The sequence below is a fragment of the Yoonia maritima genome (assembly GCF_003003285.1).
GTDB classification, from domain to species: Bacteria; Pseudomonadota; Alphaproteobacteria; order Rhodobacterales; family Rhodobacteraceae; genus Yoonia; species Yoonia maritima.
Genome location: NZ_PVTP01000009.1, coordinates 85,813 through 102,146, shown reverse-complemented (window position 1 = coordinate 102,146; position 16,334 = coordinate 85,813). Strand labels below are relative to the sequence as shown.

The 16,334-nt window shown below is 52.7% G+C and carries 16 protein-coding genes; 10 read left to right on the top strand and 6 right to left on the bottom strand.

The features are described from left to right. Positions 1-117: 117 nt before the first annotated feature. From CLV80_RS13320 to CLV80_RS13310, 3 genes are read right to left on the bottom strand one after another with little or no spacing between them, the layout of a single operon-like run. Positions 118-222: a DUF2474 family protein gene (locus tag CLV80_RS13320; protein ID WP_106358424.1), complete on the bottom strand. Its 105-nt coding sequence runs from the start codon at positions 220-222 to the stop codon at positions 118-120. After that, a complete protein-coding gene (gene cydB, locus CLV80_RS13315; RefSeq protein ID WP_106358423.1) occupies positions 222-1,223 on the bottom strand; it encodes a cytochrome d ubiquinol oxidase subunit II in 1,002 nt (333 codons plus the stop codon). The genes CLV80_RS13320 and cydB overlap by 1 nt, the downstream gene beginning before the upstream one ends. Positions 1,224-1,225: 2 nt before the next feature. Beyond that, positions 1,226-2,644, bottom strand: a complete 1,419-nt coding sequence (locus tag CLV80_RS13310) for a cytochrome ubiquinol oxidase subunit I (RefSeq protein WP_106358422.1) — start codon at positions 2,642-2,644, stop codon at positions 1,226-1,228. A 192-nt stretch (positions 2,645-2,836) separates the two neighbouring features. Here CLV80_RS13310 and CLV80_RS13305 point away from each other — a divergent pair, with 192 nt between their 5' ends. The 10 genes from CLV80_RS13305 (at position 2,837) to CLV80_RS13260 (ending at position 13,495) form a co-directional block, all read left to right on the top strand. Then, complete coding sequence (locus CLV80_RS13305; protein ID WP_106358421.1) at positions 2,837-3,505, top strand: Crp/Fnr family transcriptional regulator; 669 nt, start codon at positions 2,837-2,839, stop codon at positions 3,503-3,505. A 90-nt stretch (positions 3,506-3,595) separates the two neighbouring features. Further along, positions 3,596-3,808 (top strand): YgaP family membrane protein, encoded by a 213-nt coding sequence (locus tag CLV80_RS13300; RefSeq protein ID WP_106358420.1) that lies wholly within the window; start codon positions 3,596-3,598, stop codon positions 3,806-3,808. A gap of 26 nt (positions 3,809-3,834) precedes the next feature. After that, on the top strand, positions 3,835-4,716 hold the full coding sequence (locus CLV80_RS13295) for an MBL fold metallo-hydrolase (RefSeq protein ID WP_106358419.1): 882 nt from the start codon (positions 3,835-3,837) through the stop codon (positions 4,714-4,716). A 15-nt stretch (positions 4,717-4,731) separates the two neighbouring features. Next, positions 4,732-6,405: a bifunctional protein tyrosine phosphatase family protein/NAD(P)/FAD-dependent oxidoreductase gene (locus CLV80_RS13290; RefSeq protein ID WP_106358418.1), complete on the top strand. Its 1,674-nt coding sequence runs from the start codon at positions 4,732-4,734 to the stop codon at positions 6,403-6,405. Positions 6,406-6,458: 53 nt separating this feature from the next. After that, the gene (locus CLV80_RS13285) at positions 6,459-8,180 is read left to right on the top strand and encodes a SulP family inorganic anion transporter (RefSeq protein WP_106358417.1); all 1,722 of its coding nucleotides are present in this window, start codon (positions 6,459-6,461) and stop codon (positions 8,178-8,180) included. A gap of 623 nt (positions 8,181-8,803) precedes the next feature. Further along, positions 8,804-10,615 carry a membrane protein insertase YidC gene (gene yidC / locus CLV80_RS13280; RefSeq protein ID WP_106358416.1) on the top strand — a complete coding sequence of 604 codons (1,812 nt, stop codon included), beginning with the start codon at positions 8,804-8,806 and terminating at the stop codon, positions 10,613-10,615. A gap of 178 nt (positions 10,616-10,793) precedes the next feature. Next, complete coding sequence (gene yihA / locus CLV80_RS13275; RefSeq protein WP_106358415.1) at positions 10,794-11,441, top strand: ribosome biogenesis GTP-binding protein YihA/YsxC; 648 nt, start codon at positions 10,794-10,796, stop codon at positions 11,439-11,441. 17 nt (positions 11,442-11,458) lie between these two features. Further along, positions 11,459-12,313 carry an acetylglutamate kinase gene (gene argB, locus CLV80_RS13270; RefSeq protein WP_207766584.1) on the top strand — a complete coding sequence of 285 codons (855 nt, stop codon included), beginning with the start codon at positions 11,459-11,461 and terminating at the stop codon, positions 12,311-12,313. Between the two features lie 7 nt (positions 12,314-12,320). Continuing rightward, on the top strand, positions 12,321-12,971 hold the full coding sequence (locus CLV80_RS13265; RefSeq protein WP_243394565.1) for a ferredoxin: 651 nt from the start codon (positions 12,321-12,323) through the stop codon (positions 12,969-12,971). Next, the gene (locus tag CLV80_RS13260) at positions 12,968-13,495 is read left to right on the top strand and encodes a SixA phosphatase family protein (RefSeq protein ID WP_106358413.1); all 528 of its coding nucleotides are present in this window, start codon (positions 12,968-12,970) and stop codon (positions 13,493-13,495) included. Before CLV80_RS13265 ends, CLV80_RS13260 begins: the two co-directional genes overlap by 4 nt. Here CLV80_RS13260 and CLV80_RS13255 read toward each other — a convergent pair. The 3 genes from CLV80_RS13255 to CLV80_RS13245 form a co-directional block, all read right to left on the bottom strand. Next, entirely contained in the window at positions 13,492-14,133 is a 642-nt protein-coding gene (locus CLV80_RS13255; protein ID WP_106358412.1) for a DUF3885 domain-containing protein, read from the bottom strand. The two genes, CLV80_RS13260 and CLV80_RS13255, sit on opposite strands and share 4 nt — an antisense overlap. Positions 14,134-14,221: 88 nt before the next feature. Beyond that, on the bottom strand, positions 14,222-15,013 hold the full coding sequence (locus tag CLV80_RS13250; protein ID WP_106358411.1) for an amino acid ABC transporter ATP-binding protein: 792 nt from the start codon (positions 15,011-15,013) through the stop codon (positions 14,222-14,224). A gap of 12 nt (positions 15,014-15,025) precedes the next feature. Further along, the gene (locus CLV80_RS13245) at positions 15,026-16,333 is read right to left on the bottom strand and encodes an amino acid ABC transporter permease (RefSeq protein ID WP_106358410.1); all 1,308 of its coding nucleotides are present in this window, start codon (positions 16,331-16,333) and stop codon (positions 15,026-15,028) included. Between the last annotated feature and the right edge of the window lies 1 nt (position 16,334).

Sequence of the window (16,334 nt, the reverse complement as noted above, 5' to 3'; positions counted from 1 at the left end):
CAGATATCCCCCCGCGCATACGAATTTATGACATAGAGGGATGGCTTGGTGACAGCACGCCATTGCGCCGAACTCGCTGCCGCCCAAATACATGATTCTTTTAGTCGGGTAAAGGTGTCACCCCATTATCGCCCATCGGATTGCATAGGCAACAACGCCAAGCACTGCGACGCTTGCAATCCAAATACCGATGAACCACGCGATTTTTGCGAGCGATTGCATCAATGATACCCTTCCTCTGGATCGATCTTGCCGCGAAACACCCAGTAAGCATAAGCGGTGTACGCCAAGATCAACGGTACCAAGACAACGGTTCCAACCAATGCAAATTTCAGACTTGCATCAGGTGCCGCAGCTTCGGCAATAGTCAGACCCGGCGGTACGATGTTCGGATAAAAGCTGATCCCAATTCCGACAAAGCATAGTACGAAAAGGCTAAGCGCAGACAGGAACGGCTGTCCGTCTTTTCCGGCACTCAGTCCACTGAACAATGAAAACGCCGCCGCCAGAACTGCCCCGGGCATAAGCACGCTCAAAATACTGCCAGGCAGGTTAAACCAACGCTGGAAATAGATCGGGTCCTGGAATGGGGTCATGATGCTGACGACACCAATAAAGCCCAGCGTCCCCGCGGCCAGCCACCACGCATAGCGCTGCATTTGGTTTTGCAATGGACCCTCGGTTTTTAGGATTAACCAAGTTGCGCCCAACAGGGCGTAACCAACAACAACGGCAACCCCGGTCAGGATAGAGAACGCGGTTAACCAATCCCACCAGCCGCCGGCGTAGGCGCGGTCGGCAACCTCAATCCCCTGCACCAGCGCGCCCAGCGCAATGCCTTGCATAAAGGCAGCCATGATAGATCCGCCAAAGAATGCGGCATCCCAAACAGGTTTCCATCGTTCGGTCCGCCAGCGATATTCGAATGCGACACCCCGAAAGATCAGCGCCAACAGCATCAAGATTATAGGCATGTAAAGCGCGGGCATGATCACCGCGTAGGCCAACGGGAATACCGCAAACAGACCTCCACCGCCCATAACCAACCATGTTTCATTCCCGTCCCAGATTGGGGCAATGGAATTCATCATGGTTGCCTTGTCTCTTTCGCTTTTTGCAGTCGGAAATAATATCCCGATCCCAAGGTCAAACCCGTCAAGGATCACATATGTCAGTACCGCAAATGCGATGATACCTGCCCAGATGAAAGATAGTTCAAACATGATCAGTCTCCTTTTACGCCATGGGCGTCGTCTGGGTGTGTCTCTTGGATCGGGGTAATCCCTGCAGCACGAACGGGTGCATCACGCAGCCCCAAACGCACAGTGCCTGCAGGTTTGTTCATCATCCGAAGCAAGTAGAACGTCCCTGCCCCAAAGATGAAGAAATACACGACGATAAAAGCGATCAGCGATGCAGCAACTGCGGGTGCTGCCACCGGCGCAAGGCTATCGGATGTGCGGAGTAGCCCGTAAACGGTGAAAGGCTGCCGCCCGACCTCGGTTGTGATCCAACCAGCGAGCACCGCAACAAACCCCATCGGCCCCATCAAAATGGCGGTGCGATGTAGCCAGCGATCCGCATAGAGTTTGCCTTTGGCCCGTCGCCACAGGCTCCAAGCGCCAAGACCTAACATCGCGAACCCCAGCCCAACCATGACGCGAAAGCTCCAGAATACGATCATGACAGGTGGCTCATCTTCGTCAGGAATAGTGTCTAATCCTGCCAAAGGCGCATCCCAATGGTGCTTGAGAATCAGACTCGACAGCTTTGGAATTTCGATTGCGTAATCGATCCGCTTTTCTTCCGGGTTCGGGATGCCAAACAGGATCAGCGGCGCGCCATCTGGGTGACTGTCATAGTGACCTTCCATCGCCATGACCTTGGCCGGTTGATGTTCCAGCGTATTTAGACCATGTGCATCACCTGCGAAAATCTGTAGCGGAGCAACGACAACCAGCATCCACATTGCCATCGAAAACATCCGCCGCGCGGGCGCATCTTCACGGTCACGCAACAAATGCAATCCACCCACCCCGCTAACGACAAGCGCGGTGGTCAAATACGCGGCCAACACCATATGAACGAGCCGATATGGGAACGACGGGTTAAAGACGATTTGCCACCAATCTTCGGGTACAAACTGCCCTAGTTCGTTCATGCTGTAACCGGCAGGTGTTTGCATCCATGAGTTCACGGACAAAATCCATGTTGCTGACATCAGCGTACCAAAAGCCACCATCGCAGTGGCAAACATGTGCAATTTGTCACCAACGCGTTCGCGGCCGAACAACATGATACCCAGAAAACCTGCTTCAAGGAAAAACGCAGACAGCACTTCGTATGCCATCAATGGGCCCAGCACCGGCCCTGTCTTATCCGAAAACACCGACCAGTTGGTGCCAAATTGGTACGACATGACAATACCCGACACGACGCCCATACCAAAGGCGACGGCGAATATCTTTTTCCAATAGTTAAACAGGGTCAGGTAAGTCTCATCGCGGGTTTTAAGCCACAGACCATTTAGCACTGCCAGATAGCTGGCCAATCCAATGGAAAAGGCTGGAAAGATGATGTGAAACGACACCGTGAATGCAAATTGCATCCGGGCAAGGGTTTCGGCGGTCATAGTATCGAACATATTAATCTCCGCTTATCGCGTCATTCTACGCGACGGCTGAACAAGTCGATCGAACAGGTTGCTGTACACATTTCGACATTAGAATGTATAACATGACATAGAGCCTAAGCTTACGGCGGCAAAGCGCAACAGCGTGGATTTCATGAGGCATCGCGCCGCAGTGCGGCGATTGGTAACGGGACAAACAAAATAATGACGATTGAAAACTGGACACAACGTTTTCCCGGCTTGGCAAAACTGTCTGCAGAAACTCAAAACCTGCTTTTGGACAAAAGCAACGTCATTTCTGTCCCTGCGGGTACGACAATTTTTGGCCCCGGAAATTCACCAGAGAACATGCTGTTCTTGTTAGACGGCACTGTTCGGGTGCAGCAAGTATCAGAAACCGGTCATGAAATTGTTCTTTATCGCATCCACGCAGGCCAAAGTTGCGTGCTAACAACGGCCTGTTTATTGGCCTTCGAAGACTACTCAGCCGAAGGTATTTGCGAAACCGACATCCAAGCAGCCGCAATACCGCGAACCGTTTTTGACGACCTTGTCGCCCAGTCCAAACAGTTTCGCGACTTTGTTTTTGCTGCTTTTTCCAAACGAATTACCGATCTGTTTTTGATGATCGACGAGGTCGCGTTTCAAAAGATGGATGTGCGGCTAGCAGATAAGCTGATCGCGCTTTCTGATGGCCAAGATACCATCGCAACAACCCATCAAAAACTATCCGTCGAATTGGGTACCGCCCGCGAGGTCATCTCGCGTCAGCTTCAAGAATTCCAGCGCAGGGGTTGGGTCGAACAAAGTCGCGGGTCTGTACACTTGATCCAGCGCAATGCGCTGGAAAACTTAGCAGGCCATAATCATTAACGGGAACCTTATTTCGTTTGGTGACAATGTCACCGAATCTAACGGGCTCCCGATGTAGAAGGATCATGAACCTAACACGGAGCCAAGAAAATGACCGTAAATGTTGGAACACGCGACCGCCTTGTTCGCCTTGTGATTGGCGCTGTCTTGCTTGCTGCGCCTTTCGTGACGAATTTCGCTCTTTTTACCAATACCACTGTGACCACGATTTCGGTGGTTGTTGGTATCGTCTTACTGGCCACTTCGGCCATCCGATTTTGCCCACTTTATAGCATTTTTGGCCTGCGTACCTGTCAGGCCTAACCTCCCTGAATCAAAGGAGACCACACATGACTTATCCAGTTGATATGAACGTCACCCCTGACGTATCCGCCCATTTTGATGAGGCTACAAATACGATTAGCTATATCGTCAAAGACCCAACCAGTGACCATTGCGCGATCATCGATAGCGTGATGGACATCGACTATGCCGCTGGCCGGATCACCTATGACCACGCAGATCGGCTGATCAAAGAAGTGCAGGACCGAGGCCTGACGTTGGACTGGATCATCGAGACCCACGTGCATGCAGACCACCTGTCCGCTGCGCCTTATATCCAGCAAAAACTGGGTGGTAAGATCGGCGTCGGATCAAAGATCATGGTCGTGCAAGACACATTCGGCAAAGTCTTTAACGAAGGCACCGAATTCCAGCGTGACGGATCGCAGTTTGATGCGCTGTTCGAAGACGGCGACACCTACAAGATCGGCAACATGGAAGTCTTTGCAATCTATACGCCCGGACACACGCCCGCATGCATGGTTCATGTTGTTGGTGACGCTGCCTTTGTTGGTGACACATTGTTCATGCCAGACGGCGGATCTGCCCGTGCTGACTTCCCCGGCGGGGACGCTGGCACCCTCTATGACAGCATCCAAAAGGTACTGACGCTACCTGACGACATGCGTTTGTTCATGTGCCACGACTACGGCCCCAATGGCCGCGACATTCAGTGGGAAACCACTGTTGGCGAAGAAAAGGCGCACAACATCCACGTCGGCGCAGGCAAAAGCCGCGAAGACTTTATCAAGTTCCGCACGGAACGTGATGCGACACTAGATATGCCGAAACTGATCATTCCGTCGCTTCAGGTAAACATGCGCGCAGGTGCTGTCCCAAAAGACAAAGACGGCAACCCAATGCTGAAAGTACCTGTAAACGGTCTTTGATCTAGGAGAAGAACATTGGAACTGAACACCCTTGCCGCAGGCGTGTCTGCGAGTCCCCAAATCATGCCTGATGACATGCAGGTTATTAAGGACGCCGGCTTTAAAGCCATCATCTGCAACCGTCCTGACGGTGAGGGTGCGGATCAGCCAACGTTCCAAGAAATCGCCAATGCCGCCAAAGAGTTCGGCTTAGAGGCAGTATACCAACCCATCGTCGCTGGCAAAGTTAGCGACGATGATGCTGTCGCATTTGGCAATGCACTGGACACCCTTCCCGGTCCAGTGCTTGCCTATTGCCGCACTGGCACACGGTCGGCCACGCTGTGGTCGCTATCGCAAGCCAGCGCACTTAGCGTCGCCGACATTCTGGCTGCAACCAAAGCAGCTGGCTATGACATGGGCGGCGTTGTTCGCCGCATTGCGAATGGCGGCAAAACCCCGACCGATACGGGTGACGCAAGCTATGAGGTGGTGATTGTCGGCGCAGGCGCTGGTGGGATCGCAGTTGCGGCTAGCCTAAAGGCACGCAAACCAGAACTCGAGATCGCAATTATCGATCCCGCTGATGTCCACTATTACCAGCCCGGCTGGACGATGGTCGGCGGCGGTATCTTTGAACCCCAAGAAACGGCGCGTACGATGGGGTCCTTGATCCCGCGCGGCGTTCACTGGATCAAAGCAGCAGTCGCCGCGTTCGAACCTGAGAATAATGCCGTCATTCTTGATGGATGCCGGGTCGTGAAATATGATCGGTTGATCGTGACACCCGGCCTCAAACTTGACTGGAACAAGATCGACGGTTTGGTCGAAACCTTGGGCCAGAATGGCGTAACCTCAAACTATCGCTATGACCTTGCCCCATATACGTGGGAATTAGTGTCCGGTATGAAGTCTGGCCGCGCAATCTTTACGCAACCCCCGATGCCGATCAAATGCGCAGGTGCACCGCAGAAGGCGATGTATCTATCCGGTGACGCATGGTCCCGCCGTGGTGTTCTAAAAGACATCGACATCCACTTTAACAATGCTGGCGGCGTGCTGTTCGGCATCAAAGACTATGTTCCGGCACTTATGGAATACGTCGAAAAATACGACGCAACGCTGAACTTCTTTCACAACCTCGTTGCCGTCGATGGTCCCGCAAAAAAAGCGTGGTTCAATGTTACCAAACCCGACACCCCAATCGAGCGCGTCGAGATGGGTTTTGACATGTTGCATGTCGTTCCCCCACAGACAGCGCCGGATTTTATCCGGGTGTCGCCACTGGCTGATGCAGCAGGTTGGGTCGATGTCGATCAGGCAACCCTGCGCCACAAGACCTACGACAACATCTGGTCGCTCGGCGATGTGATGAACGCGCCGAACGCCAAAACAGCCGCTGCTGCACGTATGCAGGCCCCTGTTGTGGCTGAAAACATGATTGCCGACATGCGCGGCGGTGCACCTGTTGCCCAATACAATGGCTACGGGTCGTGTCCATTGACCGTTGAACGCGGGAAAATCGTTCTAGCTGAATTCGGATACGGCGGCACCCTGCTCCCTAGCTTTCCAAAACTCCTGATCGACGGGACAAAACCCACGCGCGCAGCATGGTTCCTGAAAGAGAAGCTGCTGCCACCGATCTACTGGAAAGGTATGCTAAAGGGTCGTGAATGGCTCGCGAAACCCGAAAAAATCACTGCCGAATAATATCAACGCTGCCTTTGAAAACAAAGGCCACCAGCATGAAACCGAGCCCTCGTATGAACGCCACAATCACACGCTACCTACCCATCCTATCATGGGGCAAAGCCTATAACCGCGCGACACTCTCTAACGATCTCGTCGCGGCGGTGATCGTGACAATCATGCTGATACCGCAATCGCTTGCCTACGCCTTGCTGGCGGGCTTACCTCCAGAGGCGGGGCTATACGCGTCAATCGCACCCATTATCCTATACACCATTTTCGGAACAAGCCGCGCGCTGGCAGTGGGACCAGTTGCGGTTGTTTCGCTAATGACCGCTGCAGCGCTGAGTAACATCGTAGAACAAGGGACCATGGGCTATGCCGTCGCCGCCCTATCACTTGCGGCACTTTCGGGGATGATCTTGCTTGCTATGGGATTGTTTCGGTTAGGGTTCATTGCAAACTTCCTATCCCATCCGGTCATCGCTGGGTTCATCACAGCATCTGGAATCATCATTGCAGCGAGCCAGCTCAAGCACATTCTTGGCATTGAGGCCCACGGGCATAACTTGCTCGACCTGCTATCGTCACTTTTCGAACATTTACCTGAAACGAACGTCATTACCGCGACTATCGGCATCATCGCGACAGCTTTCCTATTTTGGGTCCGCAAAGGGCTAAAGCCGTTGCTGCAAACAATCGGGCTGAATGCAGGGTTAACCAGTGTACTTGTGAAGGCTGGCCCCGTCGCAGTTGTTGTGGTGACAACTTTATCTGTGTGGATGTTCGGATTGGCTGACCAAGGTGTCAAAATCGTGGGTGACGTTCCGCAAAGCCTCCCGCCGCTGACGCTACCATCTTTCTCGCCTATGTTGCTGGGGCAGCTACTACTGCCTGCCTTCCTTATTTCAATAATCGGCTTTGTAGAGTCTATTTCTGTCGCGCAAACGCTTGCTGCAAAGAAACGCCAGCGGATCGACCCTGACCAAGAATTGATCGGATTGGGCGCTGCGAATATCGGCGCGGCATTCACCGGTGGGTTTCCCCTCACGGGTGGGTTTTCACGGTCTGTCGTGAACTTCGACGCGGGCGCAGAAACCCCCGCTGCCGGTGCATTTACCGCGATCGGGCTTGCCATCGCCGCATTGGCACTAACCCCGCTAATCTTTTTCTTACCCAAAGCTACGCTTGCCGCGACAATCATCGTGGCGGTGCTCAGCCTCGTTGATTTCAGCATACTGAAGCGCGCTTGGAACTATTCAAAGGCCGACTTTGCGGCTGTTCTGGCCACGATCCTTCTTACTCTTATCATGGGAGTAGAAGTCGGCGTCTCTGCTGGTGTCGGGCTTTCTATTCTATTGCACCTGTATAAAACATCGCGCCCACATATCGCTGAGGTCGGCCTAATCGCTGGCACCGAACATTTTCGAAATATCAATCGTCACGATGTACAGACCCACCCAGAGATCGTGACCTTACGCGTCGACGAAAGCCTATACTTCGCGAACGCACGCTATCTTGAGGATCAAGTACAAGATCGCGTCGCAGGAGATCAGCAAGTGCGGCACGTGATATTGCAGTGCTCTGCGGTCAATGAAATCGACCTTAGCGCGCTCGAATCACTTGAGACGATAAACCAAAGACTGCTGGAAATGGGCGTGTATCTGCACCTGTCAGAGGTAAAAGGCCCTGTAATGGATCGTTTGCGCGAACAGCATTTTTTGCACGAATTAGGCGGAAGCGTCCACTTGTCCCAGTTTGAGGCTGTCGAGCGCATTACTAGGAATTTAAAATAAGTTAGCAAAAACAATCACAAGTCGTTTAGCGAGAAAGCGCACCCGAGTTTACGCAACGTAATCTTGAGGGGTTTCTGCCGTGGTACCGCTTTAACACAGTCAGTTTTTCGACAACTCAAATAGTTGCAAAGATTAACAGTCATACGGCATAACCTTCCGTAAAGTCATTTATCCAACACTATTTACCGCCCTTGATCGATAAAATTCGACCCATACTCCATATTGCGGCCTCATTTTTACCGCGTTAGATGAATAACAATAGGGCGTGAAATGTCAGAAAGTAAGCAGTTATGAAACAAGCCAATAAACTAACCGCCCCCCACGAGGCAGCCGCTTCCTCTTTTTACGGCCAAAACGAGGCCGACTTTTCAGAGCAAGTTGAACAACTTGCCATCAATGACCCCCGCTTAATCGCGGTATTCCACCAGACACGTACGCACTATCTCCAGTCTCGTCAGAACTGATCGCCCTCTGACCCGACACATCAGCACTACGATGCGTTTGCCGTTTATATCGGTCACAAGTGCCTCAATACGTCCCTATTTCCTGAAAACCACTTGACCTTTGTGACCCTGAGGGGTTGAACGGCCATCAGATTTTTATGGGAAAATGGGCGGTTTCGAATGGACGACCAGAACAAAAACCTCATCTTGGCAACAGTGCTAAGCTTTGCGGTGATCATGGCATGGACAGTATTGTTCCCGCCAGAGGACCAACCAATCGATATAGCCGCCGAGGCAACGGTTAGCGCCGATGTGTCAGCGTTGCCGGGTACGACTACAACGACATCTACGGCCACCGCTCCGGCAGAAGCCGAAGTGGCCACAGCTCCGGCCCCCCGCGTTCAAATCCGCACAGCAGACCTAGAAGGTTCACTGTCACTACGCGGTGGTCGGATCGACGAACTTTCCCTGACCCAATACCATGAAACAATCGACCCGGACTCTGAAATCGTCCAATTGCTGCGCCCCGAAGGCGAAGCAGGGGCATATTACACAGCATTTGGCTGGGCTGCATCCGAGGGCATCGAAGCTGCAAACGTCCCAACGCCTGACACTGTTTGGACATTGGAAAGTGGCGACATCTTAACCGATCAGACACCCGTGATAATTTCTTGGGACAATGGCGCAGGCCAAGTTTTCCGCACCGAAATTTCGGTGGATGACGAATTTATGTTTAGCTTTGCGCAAAGCATCGAAAACAACGCAGATACTGCGATTTCAGCGCGACCATATGGTCTGATCCGTCGTCACGGCATCCCTGCCGATCTGAAAAAATTCTTCATCTTGCATGAAGGTCTGGTGCGGATGACTGACGGCGCGCTGGAGGAAACCGACTATAAAGATATCCAAGATTACGATATCGACCCCAAAGAAGGGGTGCCCGCTGAGCGCCTAGAGGCAAGCCAATCCGGCTGGGTTGGATTTACTGACCACTACTGGATGACAACGCTGATCCCGACACAGGATGCACCATTCCGGTCAACGTCGAAATACTACGAAAGCCGCGATCTATTCCAAGCCGAGGCAGTGATGCCCGTCGCATCTATCGCCGCGGGTCAAACCTATACAAACACGACCCGTTTCTTTGCTGGTGCAAAAGAATGGGAAACCATCAAGCACTATGAAGACGAAGAAGGTGTTGGAGGTTTCTTGGACAGCATCGACTGGGGCATGTTCTTTTTCCTGACCAAACCCATCTTCTGGCTGCTGCACACGCTGCATGGTTTGATCGGCAACATGGGTTGGGCGATCATCGCGCTCACTGTTATCCTCAAAGCGATCGTTCTGCCTTTGGCCTATAAGTCCTACGTCTCGATGGCGCGGATGAAAGAACTGCAACCAGAGATGGAGAAACTGAAAGAGCAAGCAGGCGACGACCGCCAAGCCATGCAACAAGGCATGATGAAGCTCTACAAAGAAAATAAGGTCAGCCCAGCATCCGGCTGTCTGCCAATGCTGTTGCAGATTCCGATCTTCTTTTCCCTGTACAAGGTGATCTTTGTCACCATCGAACTACGCCACACAGCCTGGATCGGTTGGATCAATGACCTTAGCGCACCAGACCCATCATCAATCTTCAACCTGTTTGGGTTGCTGCCATTCGCTGTGCCTGATCTTGGGCCGCTTCAATTGTTGTCTTTGGGTATTTTACCAATCTTCCTTGGTGTTTCCATGTGGCTGCAACAGCGCCTGAACCCAGCGCCGACTGATCCAACCCAGCAAATGATCTTTGCATGGATGCCATGGGTATTCATGTTCATGCTGGGCAACTTTGCCAGTGGCTTGGTTCTGTACTGGATCGCGAACAACGTGATCACCTTTACCCAGCAGTATCTGATCATGCGCAGCCACGGGGCAAAGCCGGATGTGTTTGGAAACATCAAATCCAGCATGCGCCGCAAAAAGAAAACTGCCGCCGAAGACGACAAATAAGGTGACGCCCCTCGCAGGGGCTGCCAACCAATGACCTAGACCGCGGGGTGCTGCAAAGCGTCTCGCGGTTTAGCAATGAAATGACGGCCTAATAGTTTGGGCCACAAATTTTGCCACCTATGCCATCGTCATTAACGACGATAAGGTGCGATGAACGACAAGGTCGAGGTACTTTAAAATGGAAATGCGCTTCCCCGAGGTTGAAACACCTGAACCAAGCGAACTGGAAACAGGTCGTCTGTTGTTCGCGGGCGAAACTGAATTCGTCAAAGGCGTTGTCGCGATGGACGGGTTGCCGCCAGCTGACCGTTTAGAAATCTGTTTTGCTGGTCGATCCAACGTTGGGAAATCGTCTCTGATCAATGCGCTGACAGGCCGCAAAGGCCTCGCCCGTGCATCCAACACACCGGGCCGTACGCAAGAAATCAACTACTTCACCGCAGGCGACATCTATGTTGTGGACCTTCCTGGCTATGGCTTTGCTAATGCGCCCGTTGCCGTTGTCGAAAAGTGGCAGCGTTTGCTGAAAAACTACCTGTCCGGGCGTCAAACACTTCGTCGGGTCTTTGTTCTGATCGACGCGCGCCATGGTGCCAAAGCCGTAGACGAAGAAATCATGTCACTGCTCGACCGTTCTGCGGTGACGTTTCAGGTCGTGATGACCAAAGTCGACAAGCTCAAGGGGGATGCCCTTGCTGCGTCACTTGAAAAAACACGTGCTGCGCTGGCAAAGCACCCCGCGGCATTCCCTGAATTAATCCTGACCTCATCCGAAAAAGGCGAAGGCATTCCAACGCTTCGCGCCATCATTGCAGGTCTATCATGAAATCAAGGACCGAAGACATGAACCGTGATTGGATCGCAACCGCCCGTACATTGTCCGAAGCCCTGCCCTATCTGCAGCGCTATTCTGGCGCGATTGTGGTCGTTAAGTTTGGCGGCAACGCAATGGGCGACGCAGATGCGATGGCGCAATTTGCACGTGACATCGTCCTGATGAAGCAAGTCGGGATGAATCCAGTTGTCGTGCACGGCGGCGGGCCGATGATCAACGAAATGTTGGGTAAACTGGGTATTGAATCTAAGTTTGTCCGCGGCAAACGCGTAACCGATCAAGCAACAGTCGAAGTCGTCGAAATGGTCCTAACGGGCCTTGTGAACAAACGCATTGTGCAGGCCATCATGGATGAAGGCGGCCGCGCTGTTGGCCTATCTGGCAAAGACGACGACCTGCTGGTTGCCGAAGCCGACGATCCAGAATTGGGCTTTGTTGGCCGCCCTGTCGAAATGAACGTCCAAGTCCTGCGTGATCTGTTCAACGCGGGCATTATCCCCGTCGTCGCACCTGTCGCCACTGGGATGAGCGCGAATGAAACCTTTAACGTCAACGGCGACACCGCTGCAGGGGCCATCGCAGGCGCTCTGAAGGCCGACCGCCTTCTCTTGCTAACCGATGTACCCGGCGTCAAAGACGGCAGCGGAGAGGTCGTCACACAGCTTTCACCGGCCCAAGTCCGCGATATGATCGCAGACGGCACCATCGCTGGCGGGATGATCCCCAAGACCGAAACCGCGCTCGACGCACTCGACAAAGGCGTGCGTGCGGTCGTGATACTTGATGGCCGCCTGCCGAACGCGAGCCTATTGGAACTGTTCACCGAACATGGTGCGGGTTCGATTATCCGCGAACCACGCTAACGGGCCATTGATTGATCCCCGCCATCACGCGATGCTTCAAGCGCTATCAAAGGCGCGGCTTTGCGTGCTTGGCGGGTTCACGATCAGCCCAGACGACGGATTACCCCAATCTAACGGGACGCTCTTGCTGATTGGGCCGGATGAGCCTGCGTTTTGGCCAGACTTTATCAGATCAAGTGAATACAACGACGGGCACCCCGACCCTATGGATCGTTGGTCGAAACGCGTGCTTAGCCGCATTGCCATCGATAACAGCGCCGCAGCGATATTCCCTTCTGACGGCCCGCCGTTTCATCCGTTTTACAGCTGGGCGCTGCGGTCAGGGCACGCGTGGAAGTCTCCGATCGGGTTATTAGTTCACGAACAAGCGGGCTTATTTGTATCCTATCGCGGCGCGTTGCTGGTGCCTTGGCAAGTACAAATGCCCATCGCCACCCCACCTTGCACAGTTTGCGCAACAAAACCCTGTCAGACCACTTGCCCTGTTGGCGCGTTTGCCAATGACAGCTATGATGTCCCGACCTGCAAAAGCTATTTAACCACCCCCGAAGGGCGAACTTGCATGACACAGGGCTGCGCTGCTCGACGCGCCTGCCCTATCGGCCAAGATCGTCGTGTTACCGACCAATCCGCATTTCACATGGACGCTTTCCTATGACACTTCGTTTAATATTAATCCGCCATGCAAAATCTAGCTGGGACGACCCGTTTTCTGATGATCACGCAAGAGTGCTGAATGCACGCGGCATCGCATCTGCCAAGGCGATAGGCCGGTGGATGCGCAAAAACGGCTATGAACCCGAAGAAATCCTCTGCTCGGACGCGACCCGCACCCACGAAACAGCGGACCTGATCATGGCACAGCTTTCCACCGCGCCAAAGCTACGATTGATGAAGTCGCTATACCACGCCGCCCCAGACACGCTGATGGACACCATCCATCGCGAAAGCGTCAAAACCGTCGCTCTTATCGGGCACAACCCCGGCATCGGCATGTTCGCCAACGGGATGGTCGCCAATGCACCCGATCACGCACGTTTCAGCGGCTACCCAACCTGCGCCACAACGGTGATCGACTTTGACGCAGAAAGCTGGTCAGCGGTGCAAAGGCATACGGGGGAGTGTGTAGATTTCATCGTGCCGCGCGATTTGATTGGGACGACGGGTGGCACAGACCGCTAGTCATCAGATGCAAACATAGCACTCATGCGAGCAAGGTCACACTCTAGCAACCATTTGTTAAATTTTATGAAAAGCTCAGATAACTGCGATTTGTTAAGAGAAACGACATCCAGCCCGCGATCATCATATGCATGCAGGATTAGACCATTTCTCGCATCTACAAGATACGCTGTGGTCGAATGAAAAGCTGGCTCGATCATCATTTCAGAAGCGATGCATAACCACATGATATCGGAAATAGATCTTTTATCGTTTACCTTAACAATATCCCAATGACGAAACTGATCACATCCAAACTCAGCCATATGCTCTTCATCTTGCTGCGCAGTCTTACTTACGTACTGCACTTCGGAACGCTCAACTCCACAGAGTTCGATATGGTTTAGACGTTTCTTACTAGGCTGCTCTAAGCCATAGCTAGCAAGCAGAAGATAAATCTCTGATGAGTCTTCAAAATGCGCATGTGCAATCGTACATGCCCGCTCATATGCTTGACAGAACCGGTGCATCGGACGGTGTATGTTACTCTCTGTGCCTCCCAAATCGAAACGCAGCGCATTGTCGAACGCGTGAAATAAGCCATGAGGCAGTTCCTGAACTCCGAACTGATCTTGGATGCTCGCTAATATTGTCTTCATGAAATGTGCACGTGGAACTTAGAGAAATAAGAACTCTGCAGTATTCCTATAAAACAAAAAGCCCCGGGTCATGCCCGGGGCTTTGTTTTTAGTGGCCGATAATCTGGCTTAGGAACAACTGGGTCCGCTCAGATTGCGGGTTGTTGAAGAACTCCGTTGGTTCGTTCTGTTCCACGATCTGACCTTGGTCCATAAAGATGACCCGGTTGGCAACTGCTTGAGCAAAGCCCATTTCGTGGGTCACGCAAAGCATGGTCATGCCTTCTTCGGCCAGTTCGATCATTGTATCCAGCACCTCTTTGATCATCTCAGGATCAAGAGCAGAGGTCGGTTCATCGAACAGCATGATACGTGGTTTCATGCAAAGCGAACGGGCAATCGCCACACGCTGCTGCTGACCACCGGACAACATGCCGGGGTACTTATGCGCCTGATCAGGGATCTTCACCTTTTCAAGGAAATGCATCGCGATTTCTTCGGCTTCTTTCTTGGGCGTGTTACGGACCCAGATTGGCGCCAGCGTGCAGTTTTCAAGGATCGTCAGGTGCGGGAACAGGTTAAAGTGCTGAAAGCACATGCCAACCTCTGACCGGATCTTGTCGATGTTTTTCAAATCCGAGGACAGCTCTGTCCCGTCAACGATGATGTCACCGGCTTGGTGTTCTTCAAGCCGGTTAATGCAGCGGATTAGGGTCGATTTACCAGAACCCGACGGGCCACAGATAACGATCCGCTCACCGCGTTGCACGGTTAGGTTAATGTCGCGCAGAACGTGAAACGTACCGTACCACTTGTTCATGTTGCGAATTTCAATCGCGACCTCGTCAGAGACCTGCATCTGGCTACGATCGACTGCGCGTTCTTGTGTGAGTTCAACCATTGTCAGGTCTCCTTAGCGGTGTTCACGCTGGAGTTTTTTCTCCAGGTAAAGTGAGTAACGGCCCATGCTAAAGCAAGAGATGAAGAACATGATGCCGATAAAGAGGAAGAGTTCCCAGTAGATGCCGTTCCATTCGGTCGTCGCACGGATCGCGCTGGCAATGCCAAGAGGATCGAACAGACCAATGAAAACAACCAGCGTGGTGTCTTTGAACAGACCGATAAAGGTGTTCACGATACCCGGGATTGAGATTTTAAGCGCCTGCGGCAAGATAATCAGCTGCATAGACTGCCAGTAGTTCAAACCAAGGCTATCACCGCCTTCGTATTGTCCCTTTGGCAGGGCAGCAAGACCACCCCGAACGACCTCTGCAATGTACGCAGATGCAAACAAGGTCACCATGATGATCACGCGCAGTGTCAGATCAAAGTTGCTGCCGGGCGGCAGGAAGTAGTTCAGCAGCAATTGCGCTGTGAACAGCCACACAATCAACGGCACGCCTCGGATCACTTCGATAAACACAACGGCACATGTTTTGATGATGAACAGATCAGACTGACGGCCCAAAGCCAACAAAATGCCCAGCGGCAGTGATATCACAATCGCAGATAGCCCGATCACGATTGAAAGCATAAAGCCCCCAAATGACCGAGACGGGACAAATTCAATGCCCAGTGGAACGATGCTTGCCAATCCAGCGGCAAGAGGCCCCGACAGGTACAGCCAGTAGATCAACGGCAGCAGAATCGCGCCAATGATCGCCACAAGTGAGCTCACAGAAACGCTCAACAGTTTAAACGCAACGACACCCACACCGAACCCAAGCGCGATGCTGATAGGTAGCCAAATTGAACCGCCCCAGAGCAACCAAAAGCAAAGGAATGGCGCAACCATCGAAACGATGAAAAGCTTGCGTGGCAGTGAAGGGAACAACACTGGCGCGATACCAACGAAGAATACCAGCAACGCCAAGACCGGACGCCAGTACAGCTCGGATGGATAGTAGCCAAACACAAGCTGGTGCCAACGCGCAGTGATAACGCCAAAGCAAGCTGCGGAGTGGTGACCATCACCTTTTGCCGCAATGATTTCACGACATTCGCTAAGCGAATCCGCATCCCAAATGCCGTTGATTAACCAAGGCCCAACATGGCTAATAACCGTATAGACGATGTACAACGACAGGATGGTCAAAATGGCATTCATAGGCGACGAGAACAGGTTCTCGCGCGCCCAACGAACTGGACCGACTTCGGACGTTGGTGGTGCCTGTTGCGGCAGCATCGTGTCACGGACGTAAGTAATAGGAGTATCCGACATC

Bases quoted from the DNA above. Each gene is read 5' to 3' on its own strand.
- yihA (WP_106358415.1), top strand. From the start codon at position 10,794: ATGGAAATGCGCTTCCCCGAGGTTGAAACACCTGAACCAAGCGAACTG.
- CLV80_RS13300 (WP_106358420.1), top strand. From the start codon at position 3,596: ATGACCGTAAATGTTGGAACACGCGACCGCCTTGTTCGCCTTGTGATT.
- CLV80_RS13255 (WP_106358412.1), bottom strand. From the start codon at position 14,133: ATGAAGACAATATTAGCGAGCATCCAAGATCAGTTCGGAGTTCAGGAA.
- CLV80_RS13305 (WP_106358421.1), top strand. From the start codon at position 2,837: ATGACGATTGAAAACTGGACACAACGTTTTCCCGGCTTGGCAAAACTG.
- CLV80_RS13310 (WP_106358422.1), bottom strand. From the start codon at position 2,644: ATGTTCGATACTATGACCGCCGAAACCCTTGCCCGGATGCAATTTGCA.
- CLV80_RS13260 (WP_106358413.1), top strand. From the start codon at position 12,968: ATGACACTTCGTTTAATATTAATCCGCCATGCAAAATCTAGCTGGGAC.
- argB (WP_207766584.1), top strand. From the start codon at position 11,459: ATGAACCGTGATTGGATCGCAACCGCCCGTACATTGTCCGAAGCCCTG.
- CLV80_RS13295 (WP_106358419.1), top strand. From the start codon at position 3,835: ATGACTTATCCAGTTGATATGAACGTCACCCCTGACGTATCCGCCCAT.
- CLV80_RS13320 (WP_106358424.1), bottom strand. From the start codon at position 222: ATGCAATCGCTCGCAAAAATCGCGTGGTTCATCGGTATTTGGATTGCA.
- CLV80_RS13245 (WP_106358410.1), bottom strand. From the start codon at position 16,333: ATGTCGGATACTCCTATTACTTACGTCCGTGACACGATGCTGCCGCAA.
- CLV80_RS13285 (WP_106358417.1), top strand. From the start codon at position 6,459: ATGAACGCCACAATCACACGCTACCTACCCATCCTATCATGGGGCAAA.
- cydB (WP_106358423.1), bottom strand. From the start codon at position 1,223: ATGTTTGAACTATCTTTCATCTGGGCAGGTATCATCGCATTTGCGGTA.
- yidC (WP_106358416.1), top strand. From the start codon at position 8,804: ATGGACGACCAGAACAAAAACCTCATCTTGGCAACAGTGCTAAGCTTT.
- CLV80_RS13250 (WP_106358411.1), bottom strand. From the start codon at position 15,013: ATGGTTGAACTCACACAAGAACGCGCAGTCGATCGTAGCCAGATGCAG.